This window comes from Planococcus donghaensis (assembly GCF_001687665.2).
Lineage (GTDB): Bacteria > Bacillota > Bacilli > Bacillales_A > Planococcaceae > Planococcus > Planococcus donghaensis.
This window is the reverse complement of sequence record NZ_CP016543.2, coordinates 2,701,350-2,724,678: the sequence shown is the minus strand read 5'-3', so window position 1 is coordinate 2,724,678 and position 23,329 is coordinate 2,701,350. Positions and strand designations below refer to the sequence as shown.

General features: G+C 41.7%; 23 protein-coding genes. 13 read left to right on the top strand and 10 right to left on the bottom strand.

The window, feature by feature from the left end; all coding sequences use genetic code 11:
* Positions 1 to 2: 2 nt before the first annotated feature.
* Positions 3 to 566: an NADPH-dependent FMN reductase gene (locus tag BCM40_RS13410; protein ID WP_008430413.1), complete on the top strand. Its 564-nt coding sequence runs from the start codon at positions 3 to 5 to the stop codon at positions 564 to 566.
* Positions 567 to 755: 189 nt separating this feature from the next.
* Here the strand turns inward: BCM40_RS13410 and BCM40_RS13405 are convergent, their stop codons facing one another.
* Positions 756 to 1,703 carry a nuclease-related domain-containing protein gene (locus BCM40_RS13405; protein ID WP_065525456.1) on the bottom strand — a complete coding sequence of 316 codons (948 nt, stop codon included), beginning with the start codon at positions 1,701 to 1,703 and terminating at the stop codon, positions 756 to 758.
* A 254-nt stretch (positions 1,704 to 1,957) separates the two neighbouring features.
* Between BCM40_RS13405 and BCM40_RS13400 the strand changes: the two genes are divergently transcribed.
* The 9 genes from BCM40_RS13400 (at position 1,958) to BCM40_RS13360 (ending at position 12,296) form a co-directional block, all read left to right on the top strand.
* A complete protein-coding gene (locus BCM40_RS13400) occupies positions 1,958 to 4,117 on the top strand; it encodes a DNA topoisomerase III (RefSeq protein ID WP_065525457.1) in 2,160 nt (719 codons plus the stop codon).
* 64 nt (positions 4,118 to 4,181) lie between these two features.
* A complete protein-coding gene (gene ybaK / locus BCM40_RS13395) occupies positions 4,182 to 4,673 on the top strand; it encodes a Cys-tRNA(Pro) deacylase (protein ID WP_065525458.1) in 492 nt (163 codons plus the stop codon).
* A gap of 66 nt (positions 4,674 to 4,739) precedes the next feature.
* Positions 4,740 to 5,381: a YczE/YyaS/YitT family protein gene (locus BCM40_RS13390; protein WP_065525459.1), complete on the top strand. Its 642-nt coding sequence runs from the start codon at positions 4,740 to 4,742 to the stop codon at positions 5,379 to 5,381.
* A gap of 146 nt (positions 5,382 to 5,527) precedes the next feature.
* Positions 5,528 to 6,163 (top strand): class I SAM-dependent DNA methyltransferase, encoded by a 636-nt coding sequence (locus tag BCM40_RS13385; RefSeq protein ID WP_065525460.1) that lies wholly within the window; start codon positions 5,528 to 5,530, stop codon positions 6,161 to 6,163.
* A 12-nt stretch (positions 6,164 to 6,175) separates the two neighbouring features.
* Positions 6,176 to 6,649, top strand: a complete 474-nt coding sequence (locus tag BCM40_RS13380; RefSeq protein ID WP_065525461.1) for an S-ribosylhomocysteine lyase — start codon at positions 6,176 to 6,178, stop codon at positions 6,647 to 6,649.
* 11 nt (positions 6,650 to 6,660) lie between these two features.
* Positions 6,661 to 7,596 (top strand): PLP-dependent cysteine synthase family protein, encoded by a 936-nt coding sequence (locus BCM40_RS13375; protein ID WP_065525462.1) that lies wholly within the window; start codon positions 6,661 to 6,663, stop codon positions 7,594 to 7,596.
* The gene (locus tag BCM40_RS13370; RefSeq protein ID WP_065525463.1) at positions 7,593 to 8,726 is read left to right on the top strand and encodes a bifunctional cystathionine gamma-lyase/homocysteine desulfhydrase; all 1,134 of its coding nucleotides are present in this window, start codon (positions 7,593 to 7,595) and stop codon (positions 8,724 to 8,726) included. The genes BCM40_RS13375 and BCM40_RS13370 overlap by 4 nt, the downstream gene beginning before the upstream one ends.
* 199 nt (positions 8,727 to 8,925) lie before the next feature.
* Positions 8,926 to 11,013: an immune inhibitor A domain-containing protein gene (locus BCM40_RS13365; protein ID WP_065525464.1), complete on the top strand. Its 2,088-nt coding sequence runs from the start codon at positions 8,926 to 8,928 to the stop codon at positions 11,011 to 11,013.
* Between the two features lie 92 nt (positions 11,014 to 11,105).
* Positions 11,106 to 12,296 carry a glycine C-acetyltransferase gene (locus BCM40_RS13360; RefSeq protein ID WP_065525465.1) on the top strand — a complete coding sequence of 397 codons (1,191 nt, stop codon included), beginning with the start codon at positions 11,106 to 11,108 and terminating at the stop codon, positions 12,294 to 12,296.
* Positions 12,297 to 12,424: 128 nt separating this feature from the next.
* On the opposite strand, the gene BCM40_RS13355 is transcribed toward BCM40_RS13360, so the two are convergent.
* Positions 12,425 to 13,630, bottom strand: a complete 1,206-nt coding sequence (locus BCM40_RS13355) for a M20 metallopeptidase family protein (RefSeq protein ID WP_065525466.1) — start codon at positions 13,628 to 13,630, stop codon at positions 12,425 to 12,427.
* A gap of 97 nt (positions 13,631 to 13,727) precedes the next feature.
* Here BCM40_RS13355 and BCM40_RS13350 point away from each other — a divergent pair, with 97 nt between their 5' ends.
* The gene (locus tag BCM40_RS13350) at positions 13,728 to 14,840 is read left to right on the top strand and encodes a mandelate racemase/muconate lactonizing enzyme family protein (RefSeq protein ID WP_065525467.1); all 1,113 of its coding nucleotides are present in this window, start codon (positions 13,728 to 13,730) and stop codon (positions 14,838 to 14,840) included.
* 101 nt (positions 14,841 to 14,941) lie between these two features.
* Here the strand turns inward: BCM40_RS13350 and BCM40_RS13345 are convergent, their stop codons facing one another.
* From BCM40_RS13345 to BCM40_RS13335, 3 genes are read right to left on the bottom strand one after another with little or no spacing between them, the layout of a single operon-like run.
* Positions 14,942 to 15,688 (bottom strand): amino acid ABC transporter ATP-binding protein, encoded by a 747-nt coding sequence (locus tag BCM40_RS13345; protein ID WP_065525468.1) that lies wholly within the window; start codon positions 15,686 to 15,688, stop codon positions 14,942 to 14,944.
* A gap of 36 nt (positions 15,689 to 15,724) precedes the next feature.
* A complete protein-coding gene (locus tag BCM40_RS13340) occupies positions 15,725 to 16,426 on the bottom strand; it encodes an amino acid ABC transporter permease (protein WP_065527663.1) in 702 nt (233 codons plus the stop codon).
* Positions 16,413 to 17,222: an amino acid ABC transporter substrate-binding protein gene (locus tag BCM40_RS13335; RefSeq protein WP_065525469.1), complete on the bottom strand. Its 810-nt coding sequence runs from the start codon at positions 17,220 to 17,222 to the stop codon at positions 16,413 to 16,415. The genes BCM40_RS13340 and BCM40_RS13335 overlap by 14 nt, the downstream gene beginning before the upstream one ends.
* 455 nt (positions 17,223 to 17,677) lie before the next feature.
* Here BCM40_RS13335 and BCM40_RS13330 point away from each other — a divergent pair, with 455 nt between their 5' ends.
* Positions 17,678 to 18,622, top strand: coding sequence for an L-threonine 3-dehydrogenase (locus tag BCM40_RS13330; RefSeq protein WP_065525470.1), 945 nt, complete (start codon positions 17,678 to 17,680; stop codon positions 18,620 to 18,622).
* A 54-nt stretch (positions 18,623 to 18,676) separates the two neighbouring features.
* Here BCM40_RS13330 and BCM40_RS13325 read toward each other — a convergent pair whose 3' ends face one another.
* The 5 genes from BCM40_RS13325 to BCM40_RS13305 all read right to left on the bottom strand — a co-directional run bounded on the left by BCM40_RS13325 (position 18,677) and on the right by BCM40_RS13305 (position 22,539).
* Positions 18,677 to 20,029 carry a YjiH family protein gene (locus BCM40_RS13325; RefSeq protein WP_065525471.1) on the bottom strand — a complete coding sequence of 451 codons (1,353 nt, stop codon included), beginning with the start codon at positions 20,027 to 20,029 and terminating at the stop codon, positions 18,677 to 18,679.
* Positions 20,030 to 20,182: 153 nt separating this feature from the next.
* The gene (gene bshB2, locus BCM40_RS13320; RefSeq protein ID WP_065525472.1) at positions 20,183 to 20,872 is read right to left on the bottom strand and encodes a bacillithiol biosynthesis deacetylase BshB2; all 690 of its coding nucleotides are present in this window, start codon (positions 20,870 to 20,872) and stop codon (positions 20,183 to 20,185) included.
* A gap of 15 nt (positions 20,873 to 20,887) precedes the next feature.
* Positions 20,888 to 21,238: a YojF family protein gene (locus BCM40_RS13315; protein WP_065525473.1), complete on the bottom strand. Its 351-nt coding sequence runs from the start codon at positions 21,236 to 21,238 to the stop codon at positions 20,888 to 20,890.
* 154 nt (positions 21,239 to 21,392) lie between these two features.
* Positions 21,393 to 22,226: a bifunctional hydroxymethylpyrimidine kinase/phosphomethylpyrimidine kinase gene (gene thiD / locus BCM40_RS13310; protein WP_065525474.1), complete on the bottom strand. Its 834-nt coding sequence runs from the start codon at positions 22,224 to 22,226 to the stop codon at positions 21,393 to 21,395.
* A gap of 58 nt (positions 22,227 to 22,284) precedes the next feature.
* Positions 22,285 to 22,539: a hypothetical protein gene (locus BCM40_RS13305; protein ID WP_065525475.1), complete on the bottom strand. Its 255-nt coding sequence runs from the start codon at positions 22,537 to 22,539 to the stop codon at positions 22,285 to 22,287.
* Positions 22,540 to 22,609: 70 nt separating this feature from the next.
* Between BCM40_RS13305 and BCM40_RS13300 the strand changes: the two genes are divergently transcribed.
* A complete protein-coding gene (locus tag BCM40_RS13300; protein WP_065525476.1) occupies positions 22,610 to 23,329 on the top strand; it encodes a DUF4230 domain-containing protein in 720 nt (239 codons plus the stop codon).

Genomic DNA, 23,329 nt, shown 5'->3' with positions numbered 1-23,329 from the left:
GTATGAAAGTTTTATTAGTAGACGGCACGATCATCGGCAGAAAAACCGGTGCCATTTTAGAACAAATCCAAGTTTATATTAATGAGACAAACCCGGAAATTGAATTGAAATTGTTGAAGCTAGCTGATTATGACCATCAGTTTGTTGATGGGCGACCGCTTGGTGAATACAATGACAGCATGCAAGAAATCGTTCGACGCTTTGAAGAAGCAGATGGCTACATCATTGCAACACCGATTTTCCAAGGATCAATTCCTGGCGTGTTAAAAAATACATTTGATATGCTTCATCCACGCACGATGCGTTACAAACCAGTATCGATTGTGGCAAATGGTGGAACGTATCAGCATCACTTAGTCATCGAAAATCAGTTGAAACCGATTCTTGATTACTTCCGTTGTCTCGTAACGCCAAACTATGTGTACACACATACGAGTCATTTTGACGAAACTAATACGATTGTAAGCGAAGATGTTCACAACCGCTTACGCGAATTGGCGCGTGTTTTCGTGCAATACGCTGAAATGAGCAAGCATTTGTCGAAAGAAACATTAGATAATCATTGATTAAGTAGTGAAAGAAACCTCCCGGTTGTGGGAGGTTTCTTCTTTTTGGCTTTTATTTGAAATGGATGTGGGTTTTATTCCATAAATAGGACTTACTGTCGAGATGAGGTGAAATACTGTCGGAATTGGGTGAAATACTGTCCGAATTCCGGCAAATACTGTCCAAATCGCCAAAATACTGTCGGAGCGCTAAAACGTCTCTGGAATCACATAATGTCGATCTTTAAAACTGCCGTGATAAGGCATTTTTGTACTCGCTAATAGCTTGGAAGCGATCGACGGAGAAGAGATTCCTGTAAAGTCGCGGAACTCTCGATTGTTGATCGTCGTTTTGACCAAACTGCGGTATTGCCTGAGCGCATCAAGATGCGCGAGAGGATCAACGTGCTGGCAAACGGTGCAACGCCATTTTCCACCGCGATAATGCAGCAAGCAGTACGGACAGCTAGGACATATCACGCCAGACGAAAGTGAATCCGTAAGTCCAAGTGACGTAAATGGTTTTATTGAATGAAGTATAAGTAGGTTTTGCGCCAGTGCTTCAGTTTTTTTCTTAGATAAGACATCGCGTGGGTGACGAATCAACAATTGCTCCATGAGATGCGGCAATCCGGATGACTGAATTATGATGCGGTTGCCTGCGCGAGATTGGACCACAGATGATGGGTACGTGAAAACGATGGCACCGAGTACTGGCAGCTGGATGCATTGCTTGAATAAAAACTGCTCCAACCACTTTTCATGGCGGCGCAATTGATCGTCGGGATTGTTCATGCCATCGATGCTGCCGTCTTTGTTGGTTCGGGAAAATTGCCTTAAAGCAGGATCAAAATGGAGCAAGCCGGAAATGCTTTTGATTTCTAATGCCAATACAAAACGACTGGTAACGAGGACGCTATCGATTTGATGGGAAGACTTCTCTTTTTGGATGAACAAGTCGTGGATAAAATAATGCGGTAACGAGAGGTCGATTTCGTGCCAAAAAGAGTCGACGCGCAATTCGCCGTGGTAACCGGCGGTGATGCGACGAAGTTTTTCAGTCCAGTGGGGATATTGGGGATGGACGGTGGGCATTCGTTGAAGCAAACTTTCGAGTTGGAAAATTTCCGGAGGCTTGTTGCGTGTTTTAATGATCAATCGATCCTCTCCTTTATGTGAAATTACTTTAAATATAGCTAGAATGTGCGTCAGGTGCAAGAGGAATTTGAAGTTAATGGAAGTACTGTCGGGATTGGGTGAAATACTGTCCAAATTAGCTAGAATACTGTCCGAATTCCGTCAAATACTGTCCAAATCACCAAAATACTGTCGGAACGCTCAAAACACCTCTCAAAAGCCAGTCCCAACAGAAAATGTTACAATAACCACAGTAGAAATGAGGGTGAATATAAATGAAATCAATCGTTTTAGCAGAAAAGCCATCCGTTGCGCGTGACATTGCGCGTGTATTAGGATGTGACCAAAAAGGAAACGGCTATTTAGAAGGCAAGCAGTATATCGTCACGTGGGCACTTGGCCATTTAGTGACGCATGCGCAGCCAGAGCAATACAATAATGACTTTAAAGAATGGAAAATGGACACGTTGCCAATCATTCCAAAACCATTCAAATTAGTGCCAATCAAACAATCGATGAAACAATTCAATGCGGTAAAATCGCAATTGCAGCGAGGCGATGTCAAAGATATCATCATCGCAACAGACGCTGGCCGCGAAGGCGAACTTGTCGCACGGTGGATTTTAGAAAAAACCAATACACGTAAACCGGTAAAGCGTTTATGGATTTCGTCGGTTACCGACAAAGCCATCAAGGACGGGTTTAATAACTTAAAAGACGGTCGCGCTTACGAAAATTTATATGCAGCAGCCGTAGCACGTGCAGAAGCGGATTGGGTTGTCGGCATTAATGCTACACGCGCGCTAACGGTCAAATACAACGCGCAACTATCAACAGGACGCGTGCAAACGCCGACGCTCGCCATGATTGCCGAACGGGAAAAACAAATTCGCAATTTCCAGCCGAAAGCGTATTACGGCATGCAAGCCATTACCGACCAAGCGACATTTACATGGACAGATGGCAACTCGACACAATCATTCGATAAAGAAAATATCGATAAGCTGTTCGCTAAACTCGAAAACACGCATGAAGGTACTGTAACGGATATTAAGATTACGCCGAAACGTCAGCCTGCACCGCCTTTATTCGATTTGACGGAACTGCAAAAAGAAGCATACAAGCGCTATAGCTGGTCAGCAAAAGAAACGCTGAATACGCTACAAAACTTGTACGAGCGCTATAAAATCGTGACATACCCGCGTACTGATTCGAAGCATTTAACGAGCGATATGCGGGATACGTTAAAAGACCGCATCAAAGCCGTACAAATGGGACCATACCGTAGTGCAGCTTCGATGATTTTGAAAAACCCAGTAGCACCGCAAAAAGGCGTAATCGATGATGCGAAAGTTTCCGATCACCACGCGATTATCCCGACAGAAGAAACGCCGCCTTTACACGATTTATCGGACAAAGAGCATAAATTATACGACATGATTGTTAAACGTTTCCTCGCGGTATTTTATCCGCAATACGAATTTGACCAAACGACGGTCAAGTTAACGGCTGGCGGAGAAATATTCCAAGCGAGAGGCAATACCGTTCGCAACGAAGGTTGGAAACGCATTTACAAAGACGAAGGCGATGACAACGACACGACGTTGCCAGCTTTTGAAAAAGATCAAAAGCTGACGCTTAAAGGCATTGCATTAACAGACGGCAAAACCAAGCCACCTGCGTTTTTCAATGAAGGAACGCTGCTGGGTGCTATGGAGAATCCAGCACAGTTTATGAGCGGTGAAACAAAAGAAGTCATTCAAACACTAGGTGAAGCTGGTGGACTGGGAACAGTTGCCACACGAGCTGACGTTATCGATAAATTATTCAATACGTTCTTGATCGAGAAAAAAGGCAAAGACTTAACGATTACGTCAAAAGGTCGTCAATTGCTTGAACTCGTTCCAGAAGACTTGAAATCACCAAAACTTACGGCCGATTGGGAGCAGCAGTTAACGAAAATTGCGAAAGGCCAATTGAAAAAAGAACAGTTTATTACAGAAATGATCGCATTCGCTGAAAAATCGGTTTCCGATATTAAAAAGAGCGATAAGAAGTTTAAACACGATAACATCACCGGCAAAATGTGCCCCGACTGCGGCAAACCGCTTCTTGAAGTCAACGGCAAGCGTGGCAAGATGAATGTCTGCCAGGACCGTGAATGTGGTTATAAAAAGCAAGTAGCAATGCAAACCAATGCGCGCTGTCCAAATTGCCATAAAAAGTTGGAATTGCAAGGTGAAGGAGACGGCAAAATTTTTGTTTGCAAATGCGGTCACCGTGAAAAACTGTCAGCATTTGAAAAACGTAAAAAGTCTGGCCAATCCAAAGCCAATAAAAAAGACGTCAATAAATACTTGAAGCAACAAGACGAAGCACCGCAAAATACAGCAATGGCCGAGGCATTAAAAAAATTACTAGGTCAAAGCGAATAGAATCCCTTTACAGATAATGGTATGCTGTGACTAACGAATCTTTTCAAAGCAAGGGGAAGATGTCATGGCAAAAAAAATCGCAAAAACGAACGCGGCTCGTATGCTCGACAAGGAAAAAATTCCGTATGAGCTACTCCATTATTCAGTAGAAGATGGCAAAGTAGATGGTGTCTCTGTAGCTGACAAAATCGGTTATTCACCAGAACTTGTCTATAAAACACTTGTCGCATCAGGTGTATCAAAACAAATCTATGTCTTCGTGATTCCTGTTGCAGAAGAACTAGACTTAAAAAAAGCAGCAAAAGCCGCCGGTGAAAAGAAAATCGATATGATTCCTGTAAAAGATATTTTGTCTTTAACAGGTTATGTCCGTGGCGGTTGTTCACCTGTCGGAATGAAAAAACCATTTCCAACATTTGTTTCTACAGAAGCAGAGCAATTGTCTCAGCTGATCGTTTCTGCGGGTAAAATCGGCATGCAACTAAAATTGTCCCCAACGGAACTTGTGTCTGTAACAAAAGGTTATTTTGCTGAGTTGACCACATCAATTCAATAAAGCCTCCATCCATTCTTTCGTGAATGGATGGATTTTTCATATCAACATATAGAAAGAAGGATTTGAATGAAGCGTTCGTTATTTTATCGCTGGTTGTTTTTTATTGTTGGATTGATCGTTCTTGCTCTTGGGTTTACGATGACGATTAAAGGGAGCAAACTAGGCATTGGTCCATGGGATGTTTTGCATGTTGGTTTGTATCTGAATTTCGGACTGACGATTGGTACGTGGTCAGTTATTGCTGGGTTCACGATCATTGCGATTACAGCTTTCTTTACGCGGCAAATTCCGCAAGTCGGCACTTTTTTAAACATGTTATTGGTTGGGGTCTTTATCGATATTTTTAATTTTTTAATTCCAGACATTCACACGTTAGTTGGGCAAATAATAATCCTATCAGCGGGTATTGTCATTTCAGGGTATGGTGTAGGTCTGTATGTATCGCCCAAAATCGGTGCGGGACCGCGAGATAGCTTGATGATGTTGCTCGTTCATAAAACGGGATTGAGTATAAGTGTGGTTCGTGCAGGGATTGAAGTAGGCGTCGCATTGCTCGGTTGGTTACTCGGAGGACCAGTTGGAATTGGGACGATCGCTGTGGCATTGTTGACTGGCCGAATCGTTCAGCAGTCGTTACCTCAATTTGAAAAACTGCTCGTAATTTTAATAGGCGATAAAGAAAACCAGCCCCACGTTCTCAAAGTTTAAAAGTAAAGCTAGGCATAGATGCCTGGCTTTTTTTGTGGGAAAAAGGGGAACTTATCCCACAATACTTGAAACCTTTAAAGCAATATGATTTAATAAAACCTAGTAAGTCTATTGGTTTTGTATAAAAAACCTGAGGAGGCATTTTTATGGGGCGTGAATTTGTAGAGATATTTGATGAGTGGGTCCACACCTATGATGAATCAGTGAATGGCAATGATGAAGAGTATAGAGACGTTTTCTTAAAATATAATGAAATCTTACAAGCAGTAGCAGAGGCAGCGATTGGGCCTGTGATCGAATTTGGCGTGGGTACTGGCAATCTAGCTGAAAAACTACTAGAACAGGGTTTCCAAGTAGTTGGTATCGAACCAAATCAAGCAATGCGACAAGTCACTGCACAAAAAATGCCGAATTTAACAGTCATAGACGGAGATTTTTTGGAATTTGAAACACCAATTTCGGCGCAAAGTTTTGTAAGTTCATATGCGTTTCATCATCTAACCGATGCAGAAAAAGCGCGTGCGTTTCAAATTTACGCCGAAAAATTGCCATCTGGCGGTAAAGTGATTTTTGCGGATACCGTGTTTGATACAGAACAAAGCAAACAAGAAATGATTGCTTTTGAACAAGCAAGAGGACATTTTAATTTAGTGGAAGATTTGAACCGCGAATACTATACGACGATTCCGAAATTAAAAGAGTTAATCATAAAAGCAGGGTTTACCGTAAACTTGTCGAAGATGAACAACTACGTCTTTTTGATAGAAGCAACTAAAATATAAGGAGCGATAGAGATGAAAAAAATGAATGTTGAAAGCTTTAACTTAGATCACACAAAAGTGGCAGCACCGTATGTCCGTTTAGCGGGAGAAAAAACAGGAGTTAAAGGCGATACTATCCGCAAATACGATATCCGATTCAAGCAACCAAACAAAGAGCATATGGACATGCCAGGTCTTCATTCTCTTGAACACATGATGGCTGAACATAGTCGCAATCATTCAGATGATATTGTCGATATCGGGCCAATGGGGTGCCAAACAGGATTTTACTTGTCTGTTATAAATCTTGATGATTACGATGAAATCCTACGTATTTTAGAAAATACATTAAAAGACGTCATCGAAGCGGACGAAGTGCCAGCGTGTAATGAAGTGCAATGCGGTTGGGCTGCGAGTCATAGCTTAGAGGGCGCGAAAGAGTTGGCACGTGAAATGTTAGCGAAAAAAGATCAATGGACTCAAGTATTCGCGGAAACAGCAAACTAAGGAGAATATCGATGGATTACGTAACGAACATTCAACAATTGATTGGGGATACACCTTTAATGGAATTAACACATAGTGAAATTCCAAACGGCTGCCGTATCTTCGCCAAGCTTGAATATTTTAATCCTGGGGGGAGTGTGAAAGACCGTTTAGGCGTTTCGCTTATAGAAGATGCCGAGAAACGGGGCGTCCTCAAACCAGGTGGCACCATAATCGAACCAACTGCCGGCAATACCGGCATTGGTTTAGCAATCGCAGCAATCGGCAAAGGCTATCGTGTGAAATTTGTCGTACCAGAAAAGTTCAGCCAAGAAAAACAAGGTTTGATGCGTGCGTTAGGTGCAGAAGTTATTAATACCCCGACAGAAGAAGGGATTAAAGGCGCGATTAAAAAAGCCGAACAATTGGTGAAAGAACAAAATGCATTTTCTCCTTCTCAATTTTCCAACCCGGCCAATCCGGAAACGTATGTCCGGACACTTGGCCCTGAACTATGGAATGCATTAGACGGAAAAATTGACGTCTTTGTTGCGGGGGCAGGATCAGGTGGAACTTTCATGGGCACCGCTCGCTATTTAAAGTCTCAACAAAAAGAAATTAAAACGGTCATTGTGGAACCTGAAGGCTCGATATTAAACGGCGGACCCTCAGGACCTCATTTGACCGAAGGCATCGGCATGGAATTTTTGCCGGAGTACATGGATAAAAGCTATTTTGAAGCGATCCATACGATTACCGATAAAGAAGCATTTATGGCGGTTCGGGAACTAGCGAAAACAGAAGGCTTGTTAGTCGGCAGTTCGTCAGGAGCAGCGTTTGTAGCGGCGGTACGTGAAGCCGAGACGGCGAAACCCGGCAGTCATATTGTAACGGTATTCGCAGATTCAAGTGAACGCTATATGAGTCAACAAATTTACGAAAGAAGTTTTGAGGAGGAACACCAATGAAACCAAAAACTAGATTAATACACGGTGGCATATTCGGAGACGAAGCAACAGGAGCCGTGTCGACACCGATTTATCAAGTGAGCACGTATAAGCAAGAAGCGGTTGGGAAATTTAAAGGCTACGAATATTCGCGCACTGGAAACCCAACACGTCATGCACTGGAAGAATTGATTGCAGATGTGGAATTCGGGCATGCTGGATTTGCATTTGGCTCAGGAATGGCTGCCATTTCATCTGTGATGATGCTGTTTTCAGCAGGGGACCATATCGTGTTAACAGATGATGTGTACGGTGGAACTTATCGTGTGATCAACAAAGTATTAAACCGCTTTGGCTTAGAATTTACTTTTGTGGATACTGGAAACTTAGCGGAAGTAGAAGCAGCTGTAAAAGAAAACACAAAAGCGATTTTCATTGAAACGCCGACCAATCCTTTGCTAAAAGTAACAGATATCGAAGCCGTTGCAGCTTTCGCGAAATCGAAAAACTTGCTAACGATTGTAGATAACACATTCATGACGCCTTATTTGCAAAACCCAATTAAGTTAGGGGCAGATATTGTCTTGCATAGTGCGACAAAATACATTGGTGGACATAGTGATGTTGTGGCGGGACTGGTTGTTGTTAATTCAGCGGAGCTTGCAGAAGAAGTTCACTTTGTACAAAATTCGATTGGCGCAATTTTAGGACCGCAAGATTCTTGGCTACTGATTCGTGGATTGAAAACCTTGGGGTTGCGCATGGAAGAAGCCAATTCCAATGCACAAAAAATTGCGGAATTTCTCGAAGGGCACGATGCTGTTGGGAAAGTTATTTACCCAGGACTCGAAAGTCATCCGGGCCGCGAATTGATGCAAAAACAAGCAACTGGTTTTGGCGGCATGATTTCATTTGATGTGGGCAGCAAAGAAAAAGCTGGAGAATTACTAGCCAAACTAAAATACTTTACCTTAGCTGAAAGCTTAGGTGCAGTGGAGAGCTTGATTTCTGTCCCTGCACAAATGACACATGCATCTATTCCGATTGAACGACGCGCAGAGCTAGGAATCGTAGAAGGATTAGTTCGTATTTCAGTGGGTATTGAAGATGTAGAAGATTTAATTGAAGATCTTGAACATGCATTGAAATAAGTTGAAACCGCCGAAGTGGCGGTTTTTTATTTTTTTAATAAATTTAAACTATTAAAAACAATCATATGGATAAAAATGTAATTACACTATAAGTAATTTCGTTACACGAAATATATCTTACTTCCCATTTTTCTGGTTAAACTCTCATGTTATGATTTCAATAGTAATAATATTCTGACATTTAGAGAGGGGAACCACAATGAAAAACAGCAAATGGGTATCAATTTTATCAGCTAGTGCTTTAACCTTATCTTTAATGGCACCAGCAGCAATAGCGGCACCAAGCGAGACCGTACCATCCATAAATGATTGGAACAGCGAAAGGTACGGAGAACGAATTGATATTGATGGCAACCTGAATAAACTGTCACAAGATGCCGACTTCCAAAAAGAAGCGGAGAAAAAGATAAAAGCGCAAGCCGATGAAGTAGGAAACGGAGAAGCAGATGCCGAGGCCGATGGTACATTTACATACGATGGCGGCACGAAAAAGTTTTTGAATCGCAACTTATCTTTTAAAGATTTCACACTTAGAAGTATTGGGGACAATGTAGAAATTTGGGTAGCGAATGACTTGTCATACGGTCCAAACAATCCAAAACCGGCTGACGTCGTTACACAAGCACAAGTAGATAAACTGCGCGACGAATTCGACAGCAATATTTATCCGACAGCAACTGAGTTTTTTGGGACACCTGAGTCACTGGACGGATCAAATTCGCCACTTCCTGGTCTGGTTGGTCTGCCTGATGATTATTACGAGGGTTCTGACAAAATTATTATGCTTGTTGACAATGTGCAAGATGAAGGTTGGGATAATCCAAGTTATCCATTTTTCGTTGCCGGCTTCTTTTGGCAAACCATTGAAAACTACATCGATCGCAACATTGTTACAATCGATACAAATTCGTGGGACACACGTTTAGAAAGCACGTTCTTCGGGACAACGATTCATGAGTTGCAACATTTAATCCAAGCGGATAATGACGGTGCAGAAGAAAGTTGGCTAAATGAAGGCATGTCGACTTTCTCTGAATACCTTGGCGGTTATGGTCACGGGGAAGGATCAATCAATTTTTATTTAGATCACCCAGAAAATTCACTAGTAAATTGGGATGAGCACGGTACAGCGGCAACAGGACCAGAAACAATTGCAGACTATGGTCAAGTCTACTTGTTTATGCTTTATATGTACGATAAGTTCGGCAAAGAGTTTGTTCGTGAATTGGCAACAGACGGTACCAGCCAAGGAATCGTTAGTGTTGAAAAAGTATTGAGAGATAACGCTACCGGCAAAACATTTACGGAAGTGTATCAAAACTTTATGACAGCTTTGACATTAGATAATTCAAATGTCAGCAGCGATTACAACTTTGATAGCATTAACTTGAGAGAACTACCAGTCGGCAAAGAGGGAGCAGTAAGAGGAAAGACAGTAGACTTTGAAAAAGCAAAAACGTTTGAAAAAGAAGGCGTTCCGGCATGGGGTGGGGACTTTAAAGAGTTTAACTTTGGCAAAGACGTTCGTGGATTAGAATTTGACGGCGTTGACTTCCTGCCATTGCAGTGGAAAACAATAGCAGATCCTAAAGGTTCTGGAGAACAAGTCTTGCATGCTAATAATGGTGATGAAGCAGATCAAGCATTAATCTTTGGTGCCACGGTTCCTGATACTAACGCAACATTAACGTTTGATCACTTCTACGATATTGAAGAACAGTGGGATTACGGGATGGTTCAAGTATCAACAGACAATGGCGATACGTGGACTTCTCTTGAAAATGAAAACACACGCAGTGACGTAGTTGAAGAAGGTTACCCGACCATCAAAGAAAACGTTCCTGGATTTACAGGCACGAATGGTGATTGGACAACTGAAACCTTTGATTTATCAACATATGCAGGGCAAGATGTTTTAGTTTCATTCCGTAACTTAACGGACTGGGGTTATAATGAGACAGGCTGGTTCCTGAAAGATATTCAACTAGGCAATTTCTCAGCGGATGGCACATCAACAGATCCGTTCCAATCACTGGGCCAATTAAAAGGAGAGTACGTAAACTTTACAACAACATTTATCCAAACAAAGAAAAATGGCAAAGAACGTGTTTTCCATGTAGATCCATATAACGTGACAGATAAACAAGCACTCGATTTACAACAAGTTCTGCGCGAAGGCAATGTGAAAATGATTACATCATATGCTGCAGAAGAAGGGCAACGAGAAGCGAAAGAATTCACATATGAAGTGCAGTACAAAACAAAAAATCCAAAAGCAGAAAAATAAGTCGAAAGCGGACCTCGGTCCGCTTTTTCTTTTGGAAAAAATGGCCGTATGGTAAGATAGAGACAGAATTTTGTTTTGAAAGGAAGAGGACATTGTCAAAAAAATTAGATGCATTTTTAGATGAAAACTTAACAGAATTAAAAGAGCAAGGTCTTTATAACGAAATCGACCCAGTGGAAGGACCAAACGGCGCGATCATCAAAGTGCGCGGCAAAGACTTAATCAACCTTTCTTCAAATAACTATTTAGGTCTAGCAACAAACGCAGACTTGAAACAAATTGCGAAAGACGCAATCGATCAATACGGTGTTGGAGCAGGTGCCGTTCGTACAATTAACGGTACACTTGACTTACACGTGAAGTTAGAAGAAAAGCTTGCGGAATTTAAAGGAACAGAAGCGGCATTATCTTACCAATCAGGTTTTAACTGCAACATGGCCGCCATTTCAGCGGTAATGGATAAAAACGACGCGATTCTTTCGGATCAGTTAAATCATGCATCAATCATTGATGGCTGCCGCTTGTCAAAAGCGAAAATTATCGCTTTTAAACATTCGGACATGGAAGATCTTCGCATGAAAGCAAAAGAAGCAACAGAATCAGGACTTTACAATAAAGTAATGGTCATTACAGATGGCGTCTTCTCGATGGATGGCGATATTGCCAAACTTCCAGAAATCGTTGAAATCGCAAAAGAGTTTGACTTGATTACGTATGTGGATGATGCACACGGATCAGGCGTAACAGGGAAAGGGAAAGGAACTGTAAAACATTTCGGTCTTGAAAAAGAAATCGATATGCAAATGGGCACGTTGTCTAAAGCAGTCGGGGTTGTTGGCGGTTATGTAGCCGGCAAGAAAAACTTGATCGACTGGTTGAAAGTTCGTTCACGTCCATTCTTATTCTCAACAGCGGTAACTCCGGGAGACGTTGCAGCGATTACAGCAGCTGTTCAAATGATTATTGATTCAACAGAATTGCATGACAAGTTATGGGACAATGGCGACTACTTGAAAAAAGGTCTAGACGCTTTAGGCTTTGACATTGGTCATTCAGAAACGCCAATCACACCTTGCATCATCGGCGATGAGAAGCTGACACAAGAATTCTCGAAACGTTTGTTTGAAGAAGGCGTATATGCAAAATCAATCGTCTTCCCAACGGTTCCAAAAGGCACTGGCCGCGTACGCAACATGCCAACAGCGGCTCACACGAAAGAAATGTTAGATGAAGCCATCGCGACTTACGAAAAAGTCGGTAAAGAATTAGGCGTTATCAACTAATAAAACAAAAAAACAAGCCAAGCGGTCACTATCATGCCGCTTGGCTTGTTTTTATTTCCAAATAAAGGCGATACTGTCGAGATTGGACGAAATACTGTCCGATTTGTGTAGAATACTGTCCGAATTTCTCAAATACTGTCCAAATCACCAGAAATACTGTCCACGGCAGATTCTTGCGCTTTAAAATAAATCTCCGCAAACACTTTTGCTGTTATCAACATGGCATGCTCATTAAAATCAAAGTTTTCATGGTGATGTGGATAAACTAATGAATCATTTTCCATTTTCGCACCTACAAAAAAGTAAGCACCAGGCTTAGCTTGCGTATAATACGTAAAATCTTCAACTGGCATCACCGGATCGATTTCCACAACATGATCTGCGCCTAACACGCTCGCTGCAGCTGCTCGAACAATGTTCGTTTCGGCTGGGTGATTCCAAAGCGAGTCGTATCCCGCTTCGATGCTAACTTCTGCAGTAGCTCCCAAGGCAATTGCCACATTTTCCACAATTGTCCGCAGCCGCTGACTCGCTAATTTTCGAATTTCAGGATCGAATACACGAATGGTTCCTTCGAGCACTGCTTTACTCGAAATAACGTTATCCGCATCTCCTGCATGAAACTTACCGATCGTTACAACAAGTTCTTTTAACGGATTTGCATTCCGGCTGACGATCGATTGCAAAGCTACCATAATGTGGCTCGCTGCTAAAATCGGATCAACGCCGTGATGCGGTTCGGCCCCATGGGTTCCTGAACCGTGCACAACAATTTTAACGACATCTTCAGAAGCTTGTAAAAATCCGTCGCGTAAATAAACGCTACCTATGTCCATCGTGCTCTGCAAATGCGCGCCATACACTTCATCTACACCATTTAAACAACCATCGGCAATCATGGCCTGTGCACCACCAGGCGATACTTCCTCGCCAAACTGGTGAATCAGCACAATCGTTCCTGGCAAGTCATCTTGCATAGCGACCATCGCTTTCGCAAAGCCAAGCAACGCTGCTGTATGACCGTCATGTCCACACGCATGCATAACACCTGGAACAGTCGATTTATAAACAACTTCTTTTTGGTCATCAATCGGCAAGGCATCAAAATCAGCGCGAAATGCAATCGTTTTGCCGGGTTTGCCGCCACGTATCGTTCCTACCACACCACGTCCACCTACATCGCGCCGAACTTCCACACCCATTTCTTCCAAGCGGTCTGCAATAAAAGCAGGAGTCGCAATTTCTTGATGTGATAGTTCAGGATTCATATGTAAATATCTTCTGATCTCAATCATCTCTTCAAACAATAAATCAAGCTGCTTTGTTCGGGTCATATACAAAACTCCTTAGGATGAAATTAAGTTACCAATCTGTCTAAAAATTCACTATAGTATAAGTATACAATAAGATAAATCCATTGGAGGCACTCAAATGAAAATCACTAAAGCAACTTTGCACGCTGTGAGATTTCCACTCAACGAACCGTTCATCATTTCTTACGCGACTTATCCAGATATGCCTGCTTTAATTATCGCGTTGGAAACGGATACTGGGCTTGTTGGGTATGGAGAGGCAGTGCCTGATGAGCATGTCACAGGAGAATATTTCACTGCTGCCTATGAAATTTTAAAAGAACAATTTTTGCCGGCAATTATCGGGATGAGTCCTTTTGATATTGAAGCTATTCATTCAAAAATGAATGCGTTAATGTCACGAAATCCAGCATCTAAAGCAGCGGTCGACATTGCTTGTTATGACTTGATGGGGAAAGCAGTTGGACAACCCGTTTACAATTTGATTGGTGGACAAGCAACGGCTCACTTGGATTATCCGAAAGTGTTGAGCATTGAAGCGCCTGAGATTATGGCGGAAAAAGCAAAAAAAGCGGTTGAAATGGGTTATGCATCGTTAAAACTTAAAGTTGGAAAAGGACAGGCACAAGAAGATGTAGACCGAATTTTAGCTGTCCGCGAAGCAGTAGGAAAAGATATGCCGATTCGCGTTGATGTTAACCAAGGATGGAAATCACCAGGTATTGCCGTTGCAGCGATTAAGCAGCTCGAAGGAGCCAACATCACTTGGATCGAACAACCAATTCGCATGGGAGATATTCGTGGCTTAGCGGAAATTCGCTCAAAAACTGCTGTTCCGATTATGGCGGACGAAAGCATTCAATCAATGGAAGATTTACTTGAGATTATTCGTTTAGAAGCAGCTGACGTACTTAACATCAAACTTATGAAATGCGCCGGTATTTTTCATGCCATTCAAATGGCGAAAGCAGCTGAAGCGGCTGGCATGTTGTGCCAGATCGGTTCTATGGTTGAATCGTCTGTCGGTTCAGCAGCAGGTTATCATGTAGCTATGTCCCGCATTAATATCGAAAGCACCGAATTGACTGGGCCGCTTTTATTCAGCGAAGAAATTGGTGATTTAAAGTACGAACATCCATATGTTTTATTATCAGGCAAACCGGGATTAGGTATCGAAGTAGACCAAGCACAACTAGACAAACTGACAGAGAAATCATGTGTTATTAAATAGAAATTGAAAAAACCTCGCATTCCTAAAAAGGATGCGAGGTTTTTTGAGTGGAAACTACTATGAAAAACTCAGAAGTCGTTAGACGGCTGCTTCACTTTCCCTTAAACTTCTGTTTCTTGTATCAAACTCAAGAACCGTTGAGTGCGTTCTTCTTTCGGGTGATTGAAAATGTCTTCTGGTTTGCCGCGTTCGATAATGCGACCTTCGTCCATAAACAATACTTCATCAGCGACACCTTTAGCAAAGCGCATTTCGTGCGTCACTACGACCATCGTCATACCTTCAGCAGCAAGCTCTTTCATTACTTGTAATACTTCTCCGACTAACTCGGGATCGAGGGCTGAGGTTGGCTCATCGAATAACATCACTTTTGGTTCAAGTGCCAAAGCGCGAGCGATGCCGACGCGTTGCTGCTGACCACCGCTTAGTTGAAACGGATAATCGTTCATCTTTTCGCCGAGCCCAACTTTTGTTAGCAATTGCTCCGCTTTTTGTTTTGCTCGTTTTTTGTCTTGTTTTTGCACAATGATGGGGCCTTCCATCACATTTTCAAGAGCGGTCATGTGAGGAAATAAATTATAATGCTGAAACACCATCGCTGATTGTTTGCGAAAAGCCATAATTTGCTTTTTCGACAACGGCTTAGAAAAATCAACTGTTTGTTCGTCAATTGTAACCGAACCAGAAGTTGGGGTCTCTAATGTATTGAGACACCGAAGAAAGGTTGTTTTCCCAGAACCTGATGGACCAATGACAACAATCGCTTGTCCTTTTTGAACTTCTGTATCAATGCCTTTTAATACTTCGAGATTGCCGAACTTTTTATGCAAATTTTTTATTGAAATCATAGTGGACTCCTTACTGCAATCAGTAAACTGCTTTTATTATCTAGAAATATACCGGTCAAAACGATTTTCCAGCCTGCCTTGAACCAAGGACAAGGCAAAACAGATGACCCAGTAAAGCAAGGCTGCTTGTCCGTATAATAACAAAAATTCGTAATTCGTTGCGGCAATTTGCTGAGCGACTCGGAACATTTCGGTCACGAGAATAAGCGAAGCAAGCGATGTATCTTTTACTAAGCTGATAAACGTGTTTGACAAAGGGGGAAGCGAAACACGTGAGGCTTGCGGCAAAATCACGCGTCGTAATGACTGCGTATAGGACATGCCGATTGTGCCGGCTGCTTCCCATTGACCTTTCGGTATCGACAAGATGGCTGCTCGAATAACTTCAGAAGCATAAGCTCCGACGTTTAATGAAAATCCGATCACAGCTGCTGGAAATGGATCAATCGTAATGCCGAGTGTTGGCAGTCCATAAAAAAGAATAAACAATTGAACCAGTAGAGGAGTACCTCGAATAATCGATACATAAACGCGAGCGATAATTTGAAAAATTTTAACCGTCGAAATTCTAGCTAATGCTGTCAAAATCGCTAATGCCAATCCAAGAATAAACGAAATAATGGATAGTGGCAAAGTGAATTGCAGCGTTGCTTCGATCAAAGGAAGAAATGAGGATTGCGCAATATCCACAAGCCGTTCCATTCTGACCGGGTCTGAGAAAATACTATTCAAGTACATTTTCACCAAACCATTTTTCTGAAATTTCATCGTATGTGCCGTCTTCGATCATATCAGCTAAAGCTTTGCTGACTTCATCCACAATTGCGCCACTGTCTTTTCTAAACAGTAATCCACTTTGTGCAGCTTCTTCTGATTTATCTACTACTTTTACTTTAGCATCTGGACGTTGTGTCATGAAATCTAAAACCGTTAAATTATCGTTGACTGTTGCATCGACACGACCTGAGTTCAACAATTCGATTGCTTGGTTAAATCCTTCAACACCTTCTAATTCTGCGCCGAAAGAAGTAGCCGTTTCCGCATAGTTACTTGTTAACGACTGTGCTGAAAGTTTACCTTCTAAATCTTCAAAGCTTTTAATGTCTGTATTGTCTTCAGCAACCACTAAAACAGCAGTAGATGTGATATAAGGAGAAGAAAATTCATAGCTTTCTTGACGCTCAGGATTAATCCCGACTTGATTGGCTACCATATCAAAACGACCAGCATCAAGTCCAGCAAACATAGCATCCCATTGCGTTTCAAGAAACTCAGCTTCAACACCAAGACGATCTGCAACTTCACGTGCAATTTCCACATCAAATCCTGTTAATTCGCCTGAAGCATCGTGGAAAGTAAACGGTGGGTAAGTACCTTCTGTTCCAATAACTAAAGTTCCTTCTTCTTGCACAGTAGATAATAGATCTGATCCACCTGTTTCCTCTTTAGAAGTGTCTGTTTCTTCAGACTCACCACAAGCAGCTAACACCAACATTGCTACGAATAATAAAAACGCTAAACTAATTTTCTTCATGAAAATCTCCTCATTTCTTTTAATGTTTTGTCTTTCCTTCTGCCTTTTTGTAGCTCTATACCCTTTTTTGCCGAAAAGTAAATCGACCAATTAAACTTAATAGTTTACATTACCTACTTGTTTAGTTGGTTTTATGAGTAAAAAAAAATGGCGTTTACTTAGCAAAGCGCTAGGAATGCTAAAGCTGATTTATTATAGCACGCATTTCTTGAAGTCTCAAACTACATAAACAGAAAAATAAATTTTTTTTAAATAAGGCAATGTACACCTGTAGTTATTGGCTTCGGAACTAAGGCCACTGCTAATTTAAGCTCTTATTCCAAAGAAAATATTTGTGTTTTTAAAGAGAACAACTTATAATCAATTTATGTTAAAGGTTAGATTAACAAGGTTTATAACGTATTTTTTGTGTTTTTAGGACGGACAAATGTTTTTGTGGAAAAGGAGTGTTGGAAATGGAACGAATTATGGTTACAGGTGCTTTAGGACAAATAGGGTCAGAGCTTGTCGGGAAATTACGCGGTATTTATGGCAACGAAAACGTATTGGCCACGGATATTCGTCAATCTGATGATCAATCAGGACCTTTTGAAATTTTAGATGTTACGGATGCACAAAGAATGCATGATTTAGCAGAAGACTTTAAAGCAGATACCATGATTCATATGGCTGCGTTATTGTCGGCAACTGCTGAAGAAAAGCCTTTGCTTGCTTGGAATCTAAATATGGGTGGTCTTGTAAATGCACTAGAAGCATCTCGTAAACTTGGTATGCAATTTTTCACGCCTAGTTCTATTGGGGCATTCGGTCCTTCAACACCTAAAAAAAACACGCCACAAGATACGTTGCAGCGTCCAACAACCATGTATGGCGTCAATAAAGTTGCTGGGGAATTGTTATGTGATTATTATTACACCAAATTTGGTGTTGATACACGCGGCGTTCGTTTCCCAGGATTGATTTCAAACGTAGCACAACCAGGTGGCGGCACAACTGATTATGCAGTCGATATTTATTACCAAGCAATTGAAAAAGGCAGCTACACGTCTTATATTGCAGAAGGTACAGCTATGGATATGATGTATATGCCAGATGCCTTGCAAGCCATCGTTGACTTAATGGAAGCAGATTCAGATCGATTAATTCATCGCAATGCCTTTAATGTTACGGCAATGAGTTTCACCCCTGAAGAAATCGCAGCGTCTATTCAAAAGCATATTCCAGATTTCAAGATGTCCTATGCAGTTGATCCGGTGAGACAGGAAATTGCGAATAGCTGGCCAGATAGTATCGATGCATCTGCTGCTAAAGCAGAATGGGGCTTTAAAACTGCGTACGACTTAGATGCAATGACTTTCGATATGCTCGAAAAATTAAAAAAAAAGCTTCAACTAGTGTAACAAAACCTAATTAAAAAATGCCCTCCGCAATTTGCGGAGGGCATTTTTTGTAAATTAGAACAGTAAATGTGCAACACCGACAACGATCGGTAACGCTATTACTGTACGAAGTATGAAAATCACAACTAAATCTAAAATGTTTACAGGGATTTTAGATCCAAGCAATAATCCACCGACTTCAGACATGTAAATCAATTGTGTAACGGACATTGTGGCAACAACGAAGCGAGTCAGTTCAGACTCAATGCCTGCACCAAGAATCGCGGGTAAGAACATATCCGCAAAACCAACGACCATCAATTCAGCCGCTGCAGCCGCTTCAGGAACCCCTAGTAAGTTTAAATAAGGGACAAACGGCATACCAAGTACAGTAAATACGGAAGTGTACTCGGCAAGAATCAATGCAATTGTACCAAAGGCCATAACAACTGGTGCAACCCCGATCCACATATCTAAAACATTTTTAAAACCGTCTTTAAAGAATCCGCTAAGTGAGCGGTTGTTATCAGCTTTTGACAATGCTTTTTCAAGTCCGTGCGTTGCAACGTTATAGCCTTTTGGAACATCTTCTGTTTGAGATTCCTGTGGCGTGCCATCCATGAAAGTGGTTGGCTTGTTTGTTAAAGGATAAATACGTGGCATGATTAATGCCAAGATTACGCCTGCTAAAATAACAGTTGCGTAATACGGAAGGAAGTATGTTCCAAGACCGATTTCTTGAATAACAACAATCGCAAATGTGATTGAAACAACTGAGAAAGTAGTTCCAATAATGGCTGCTTCACGTTGCGTGTACTTATTGGCTTCGTATTGTTTACTTGTAAGGAGTACACCAATTGTGCCATCTCCAACCCACGAAGCTAAAGCATCAATAGATGAACGGCCAGGCAGACGGAAAAGTGGACGCATAATTTTGACCATCATCGTTCCGAAAAACTCAAGCAATCCAAAGTTCATTAGTAGTGGAAGGAAAAGTCCGGCAAAAAAGAAAATGGTGAAAAGGAAAGATAGCAATCCGCTTCCTGAAAGAAGAAGGCCACCAGTATATTCGTTCCATACAGGCTCTGGACCGATTTGGAATAAGACCATAATCGAGAAAATCGCACCAAGAACGCGTACAAAAGTCCAGAAAAGATTGACGTTAAAGAGCTTGTCTAAAAATGAAACATATTCGGTTTCGTTAACTTTTTTCGTGACAAAGAACAATGAACCTAGCGCGGCCACGATTAAAATACCCATTACAATCCACGGTACGATGGATTCGATAGCTCCGGCCATGAGGTTAGCGAGCACTGCAATCGTTACCAACCAACCGTCTTCAGTTGGGATTGGTACCAAGAACAATAGGATTCCGAGTAAAGAAGGAATCAAGAACAATAACCATGTTGAAGTTGAATACTTTTTCATAACTAATTCCCCTTTTCTCTATGCATGATTACACGCGATAATAACTGATTATACAGCGCTTTTCCCCGTGAAAACGCTTTATCGCCAATGTTTATATTATCTGAAAACGACAATAAAAAACACCCCCAACTTAAAAAAAGTTGAGGGGTCATTTTAAAAGGACTTTTCAAAATCTTCGTTCCAGCGATAATTATAAAAACGTTCTTGCATTAACCAGTTTTCGGTTTCAGTGTCACCTTGTTGAAGTTTATGTTCCATTTCTTCAAGCATCCAGGCAGTTTGAGAAATGTGAGCTTTCATCGAATTCATTTTTTGTGTGCGAACGTCACTAATATTGTAAACAACATCGGGGTTGCCGAGTTTTTCAAGTGTGTCGTTAGCAAAAGCCACTCCATGAAGAGTGGGACGATCTTTCATTCGACGCACTGCGCGAACAACTGCACGGGCAGTCGCCTCGTGATCAGGGTGAACGGCAAAGCCAGGATAGAACGTAATGATTTTCGACGGGTTTAATTCTTCGATTAAATCTGTCATCATACGGACCATTTTTTCATCGTCTTCAAATTCAATAGTTTTATCACGCAATCCCATCATCCGAAGATCCGTTAATCCCATCGCCTCTGCAGAAGCTAGAAGTTCTTTTTTACGGACTGCGGGTAATGATTCTCTTGTAGCAAATGGCGGATTGCCAAGATTACGTCCCATCTCGCCGAGAGTTAAGCAGGCATATGTTACGGGAGTGCCTTGTTGAATGTATGTGGTGATCGTTCCGGAAACCCCAAACGCTTCATCGTCAGGATGAGGAAAGATGACCAGCACATGACGTTCTTGTTGAATTGTCATTATTATTTTCCTCCTTTAATAACTAAACGGTGTTTCGCTAATTTCGAGCGCCACCGCTAGTTTTCCAGTTCCGTCGTGTCCTGCTAGCAATAGTCGACCTTGGTCATCTAACTCATAATGAGTGATGCCTTGCGCATAAACCCAGCCGTGTGGCAATTTCAGGCCGACACGATGCGGGCTGTCCCCAACAACTTTTCCAAGTTCGTAATTGATCACAACGTTGCGGATAAATGCACCGGCGTTGAAAAAACCTTCGTTAAAATGTGATGCATAAGAGCCATTTGTCGTTTCCAAATGAAGAAAAACATCTTTGCCTGCAAATGCATCCAGCTGGACTTGTAATTTTTTTACTTCAACTAATTCCATGATGTTCCTCCTATAAAATCGGTATTCTATCAGTATAAGGAAATGCGCAAGAGAATGCGATTAGGTTGCTCTAATCATTAACTGCTCTAGGAAATTTCCCATAAAAAAACGACCACAGGAAGAAGTGAAATGGGTTCCTGTGGTCGTTTTTATTTTATAGTTTAGTAACTTCAACTTCAGCTTTTGTAAATTTCGATGCAGCACCGTGCATAACCGGACCTACATACCCATTTAATTTCCAGCCGTGTTGAATCGCTGTAGAGACAAAAGTTTTCGCATTCAGTACCGCGTCTTTAACCGATTGACCATTTGCTAAGTTAGCAGTGATCGCAGCAGCAAACGTACAGCCTGCACCGTGGTTATAAGTTGTATCTGTTTTATCCGAAGTCAACAAATAATGTGCTTCGCCATCGAACAGTAAATCAGCAGCTTTCTCGTGCTTCAACTGCTTACCGCCTTTGATGACGACAAACTCTACACCATGGGCATGAATTTTTTCAGCCGCCGCTTGCATATCTTCAACGGTTTGCAATGCGCCTTGACCTGATAATTGACCTGCTTCGACTAAGTTTGGTGTTACAACTTTCGCGTTCGGCAGTAAATGCTTGATCATCGCATCTACATTTTCAGGGAATAACACTTCGTTTTCACCTTTACATGCCATAACGGGGTCGATGACAACATCTTTGATGCCAGAAGCAGCAATTGCTTTGCCGGCCATTTCGATAATATCGACAGTTGGCAACATGCCTGTTTTCAAAGCGTCAATGCCTGTCGAAAAGGCTGTATTTAACTGAGCATCTAATGTGTCTAATGCAATCGGGTGAATGCCATGGCTCCAGCCGTTTTCAGGATCCATCGTAACAATTACCGTTAACGCGTTCATGCCATAAGTTCCGTGTTCTTGGAACGTTTTTAAGTCTGCTTGTATACCTGCACCGCCAGAAGTATCTGATCCAGCGATTGTTAATGTTTTTTTGAGTGTCATTGGGTTAGCTCCTCTAATGAGATTGTCTTTGCCACTATTTTAACAAATATTCGAGCATTTACAACGGATTGTGCTTACGAGGCACAAGAAGTAAGACAGTGGTGGCCATACTAATAAGTAAAAATAACGTTGCGAAACTGCCCATTAAAACAAAGCCGCTTTTGAAAAGGCCAATTGTAATGAGTAATGTTAGAATGGAAACAACTGCAATGATTATACCGAGACAGCCGAGTCCAGCGCGTTTTGCGCTTTCTGGAGCTGTAGTACCTTTAGTTTTTGAAACGCTCGTAATTTTTCCACGCCAATCGGCCATCATCATCGCTCCTTTAAGTAATCGTACCATGAAGCCGAGCTGAATAAAATATAGGAAAGTAGGGGAAATAATGGCGAAAGATCCAAAATTGACGGAAATCGAACGTTTGTTAGAAGAAATGAAAGAGCAAGGAGAAACAAAAGAATCCGGCTTCTGGAAAAGCGTTAAATTATTGATGGGAGTATGGCGGAATACTTTTCTAGTTTTAATTGCCGTTTTATTGCTCCTACTAGTAGCTTTGCCACTCGGCACTTTTTGGATGATCCAAGGCAGTACCGCTACTGAAAGCAAAGGTGTTTTTTTAGAGCAAATTCAAGAACTCAATGAATTGTCGACAGCTGAAGCATTTTCCAAGGTGATTATTGAACGCGAAGACAATGCGTTATTTGGTAAAGAAATCGGACTTGATTTGCCAGGAACGAAACGTCAATTATTGGTGGTCATTCCAGGGTCGGTTCGTGCAGGAATTGATTTTTCCAAAGTGTCTGAAGGGGATATTGTGGTAGATGAGGAAACCAAAACAGCAACATTAACATTGCCGCCAGCGGAATTTTTAGGGGGGCCGGAATTGTTTATGGACCAAGTCGAAGTGTATTCCTATGAAGGGTTGTTCCGTAGCGGAACGGACATTTCTGAAGCATTTGATTTGGCCGATGAAGCGAAGAAAATGATGCTTGAAGAAACAGAAGGTCAAGGAGTGCTTCAAACTGCAGAAACCAATGCGGTACGTTCCGTGCAAGAAATGTTTGGCTTAGTTGACTACGATGTAACTGTGAAATTTAAGGAGTGA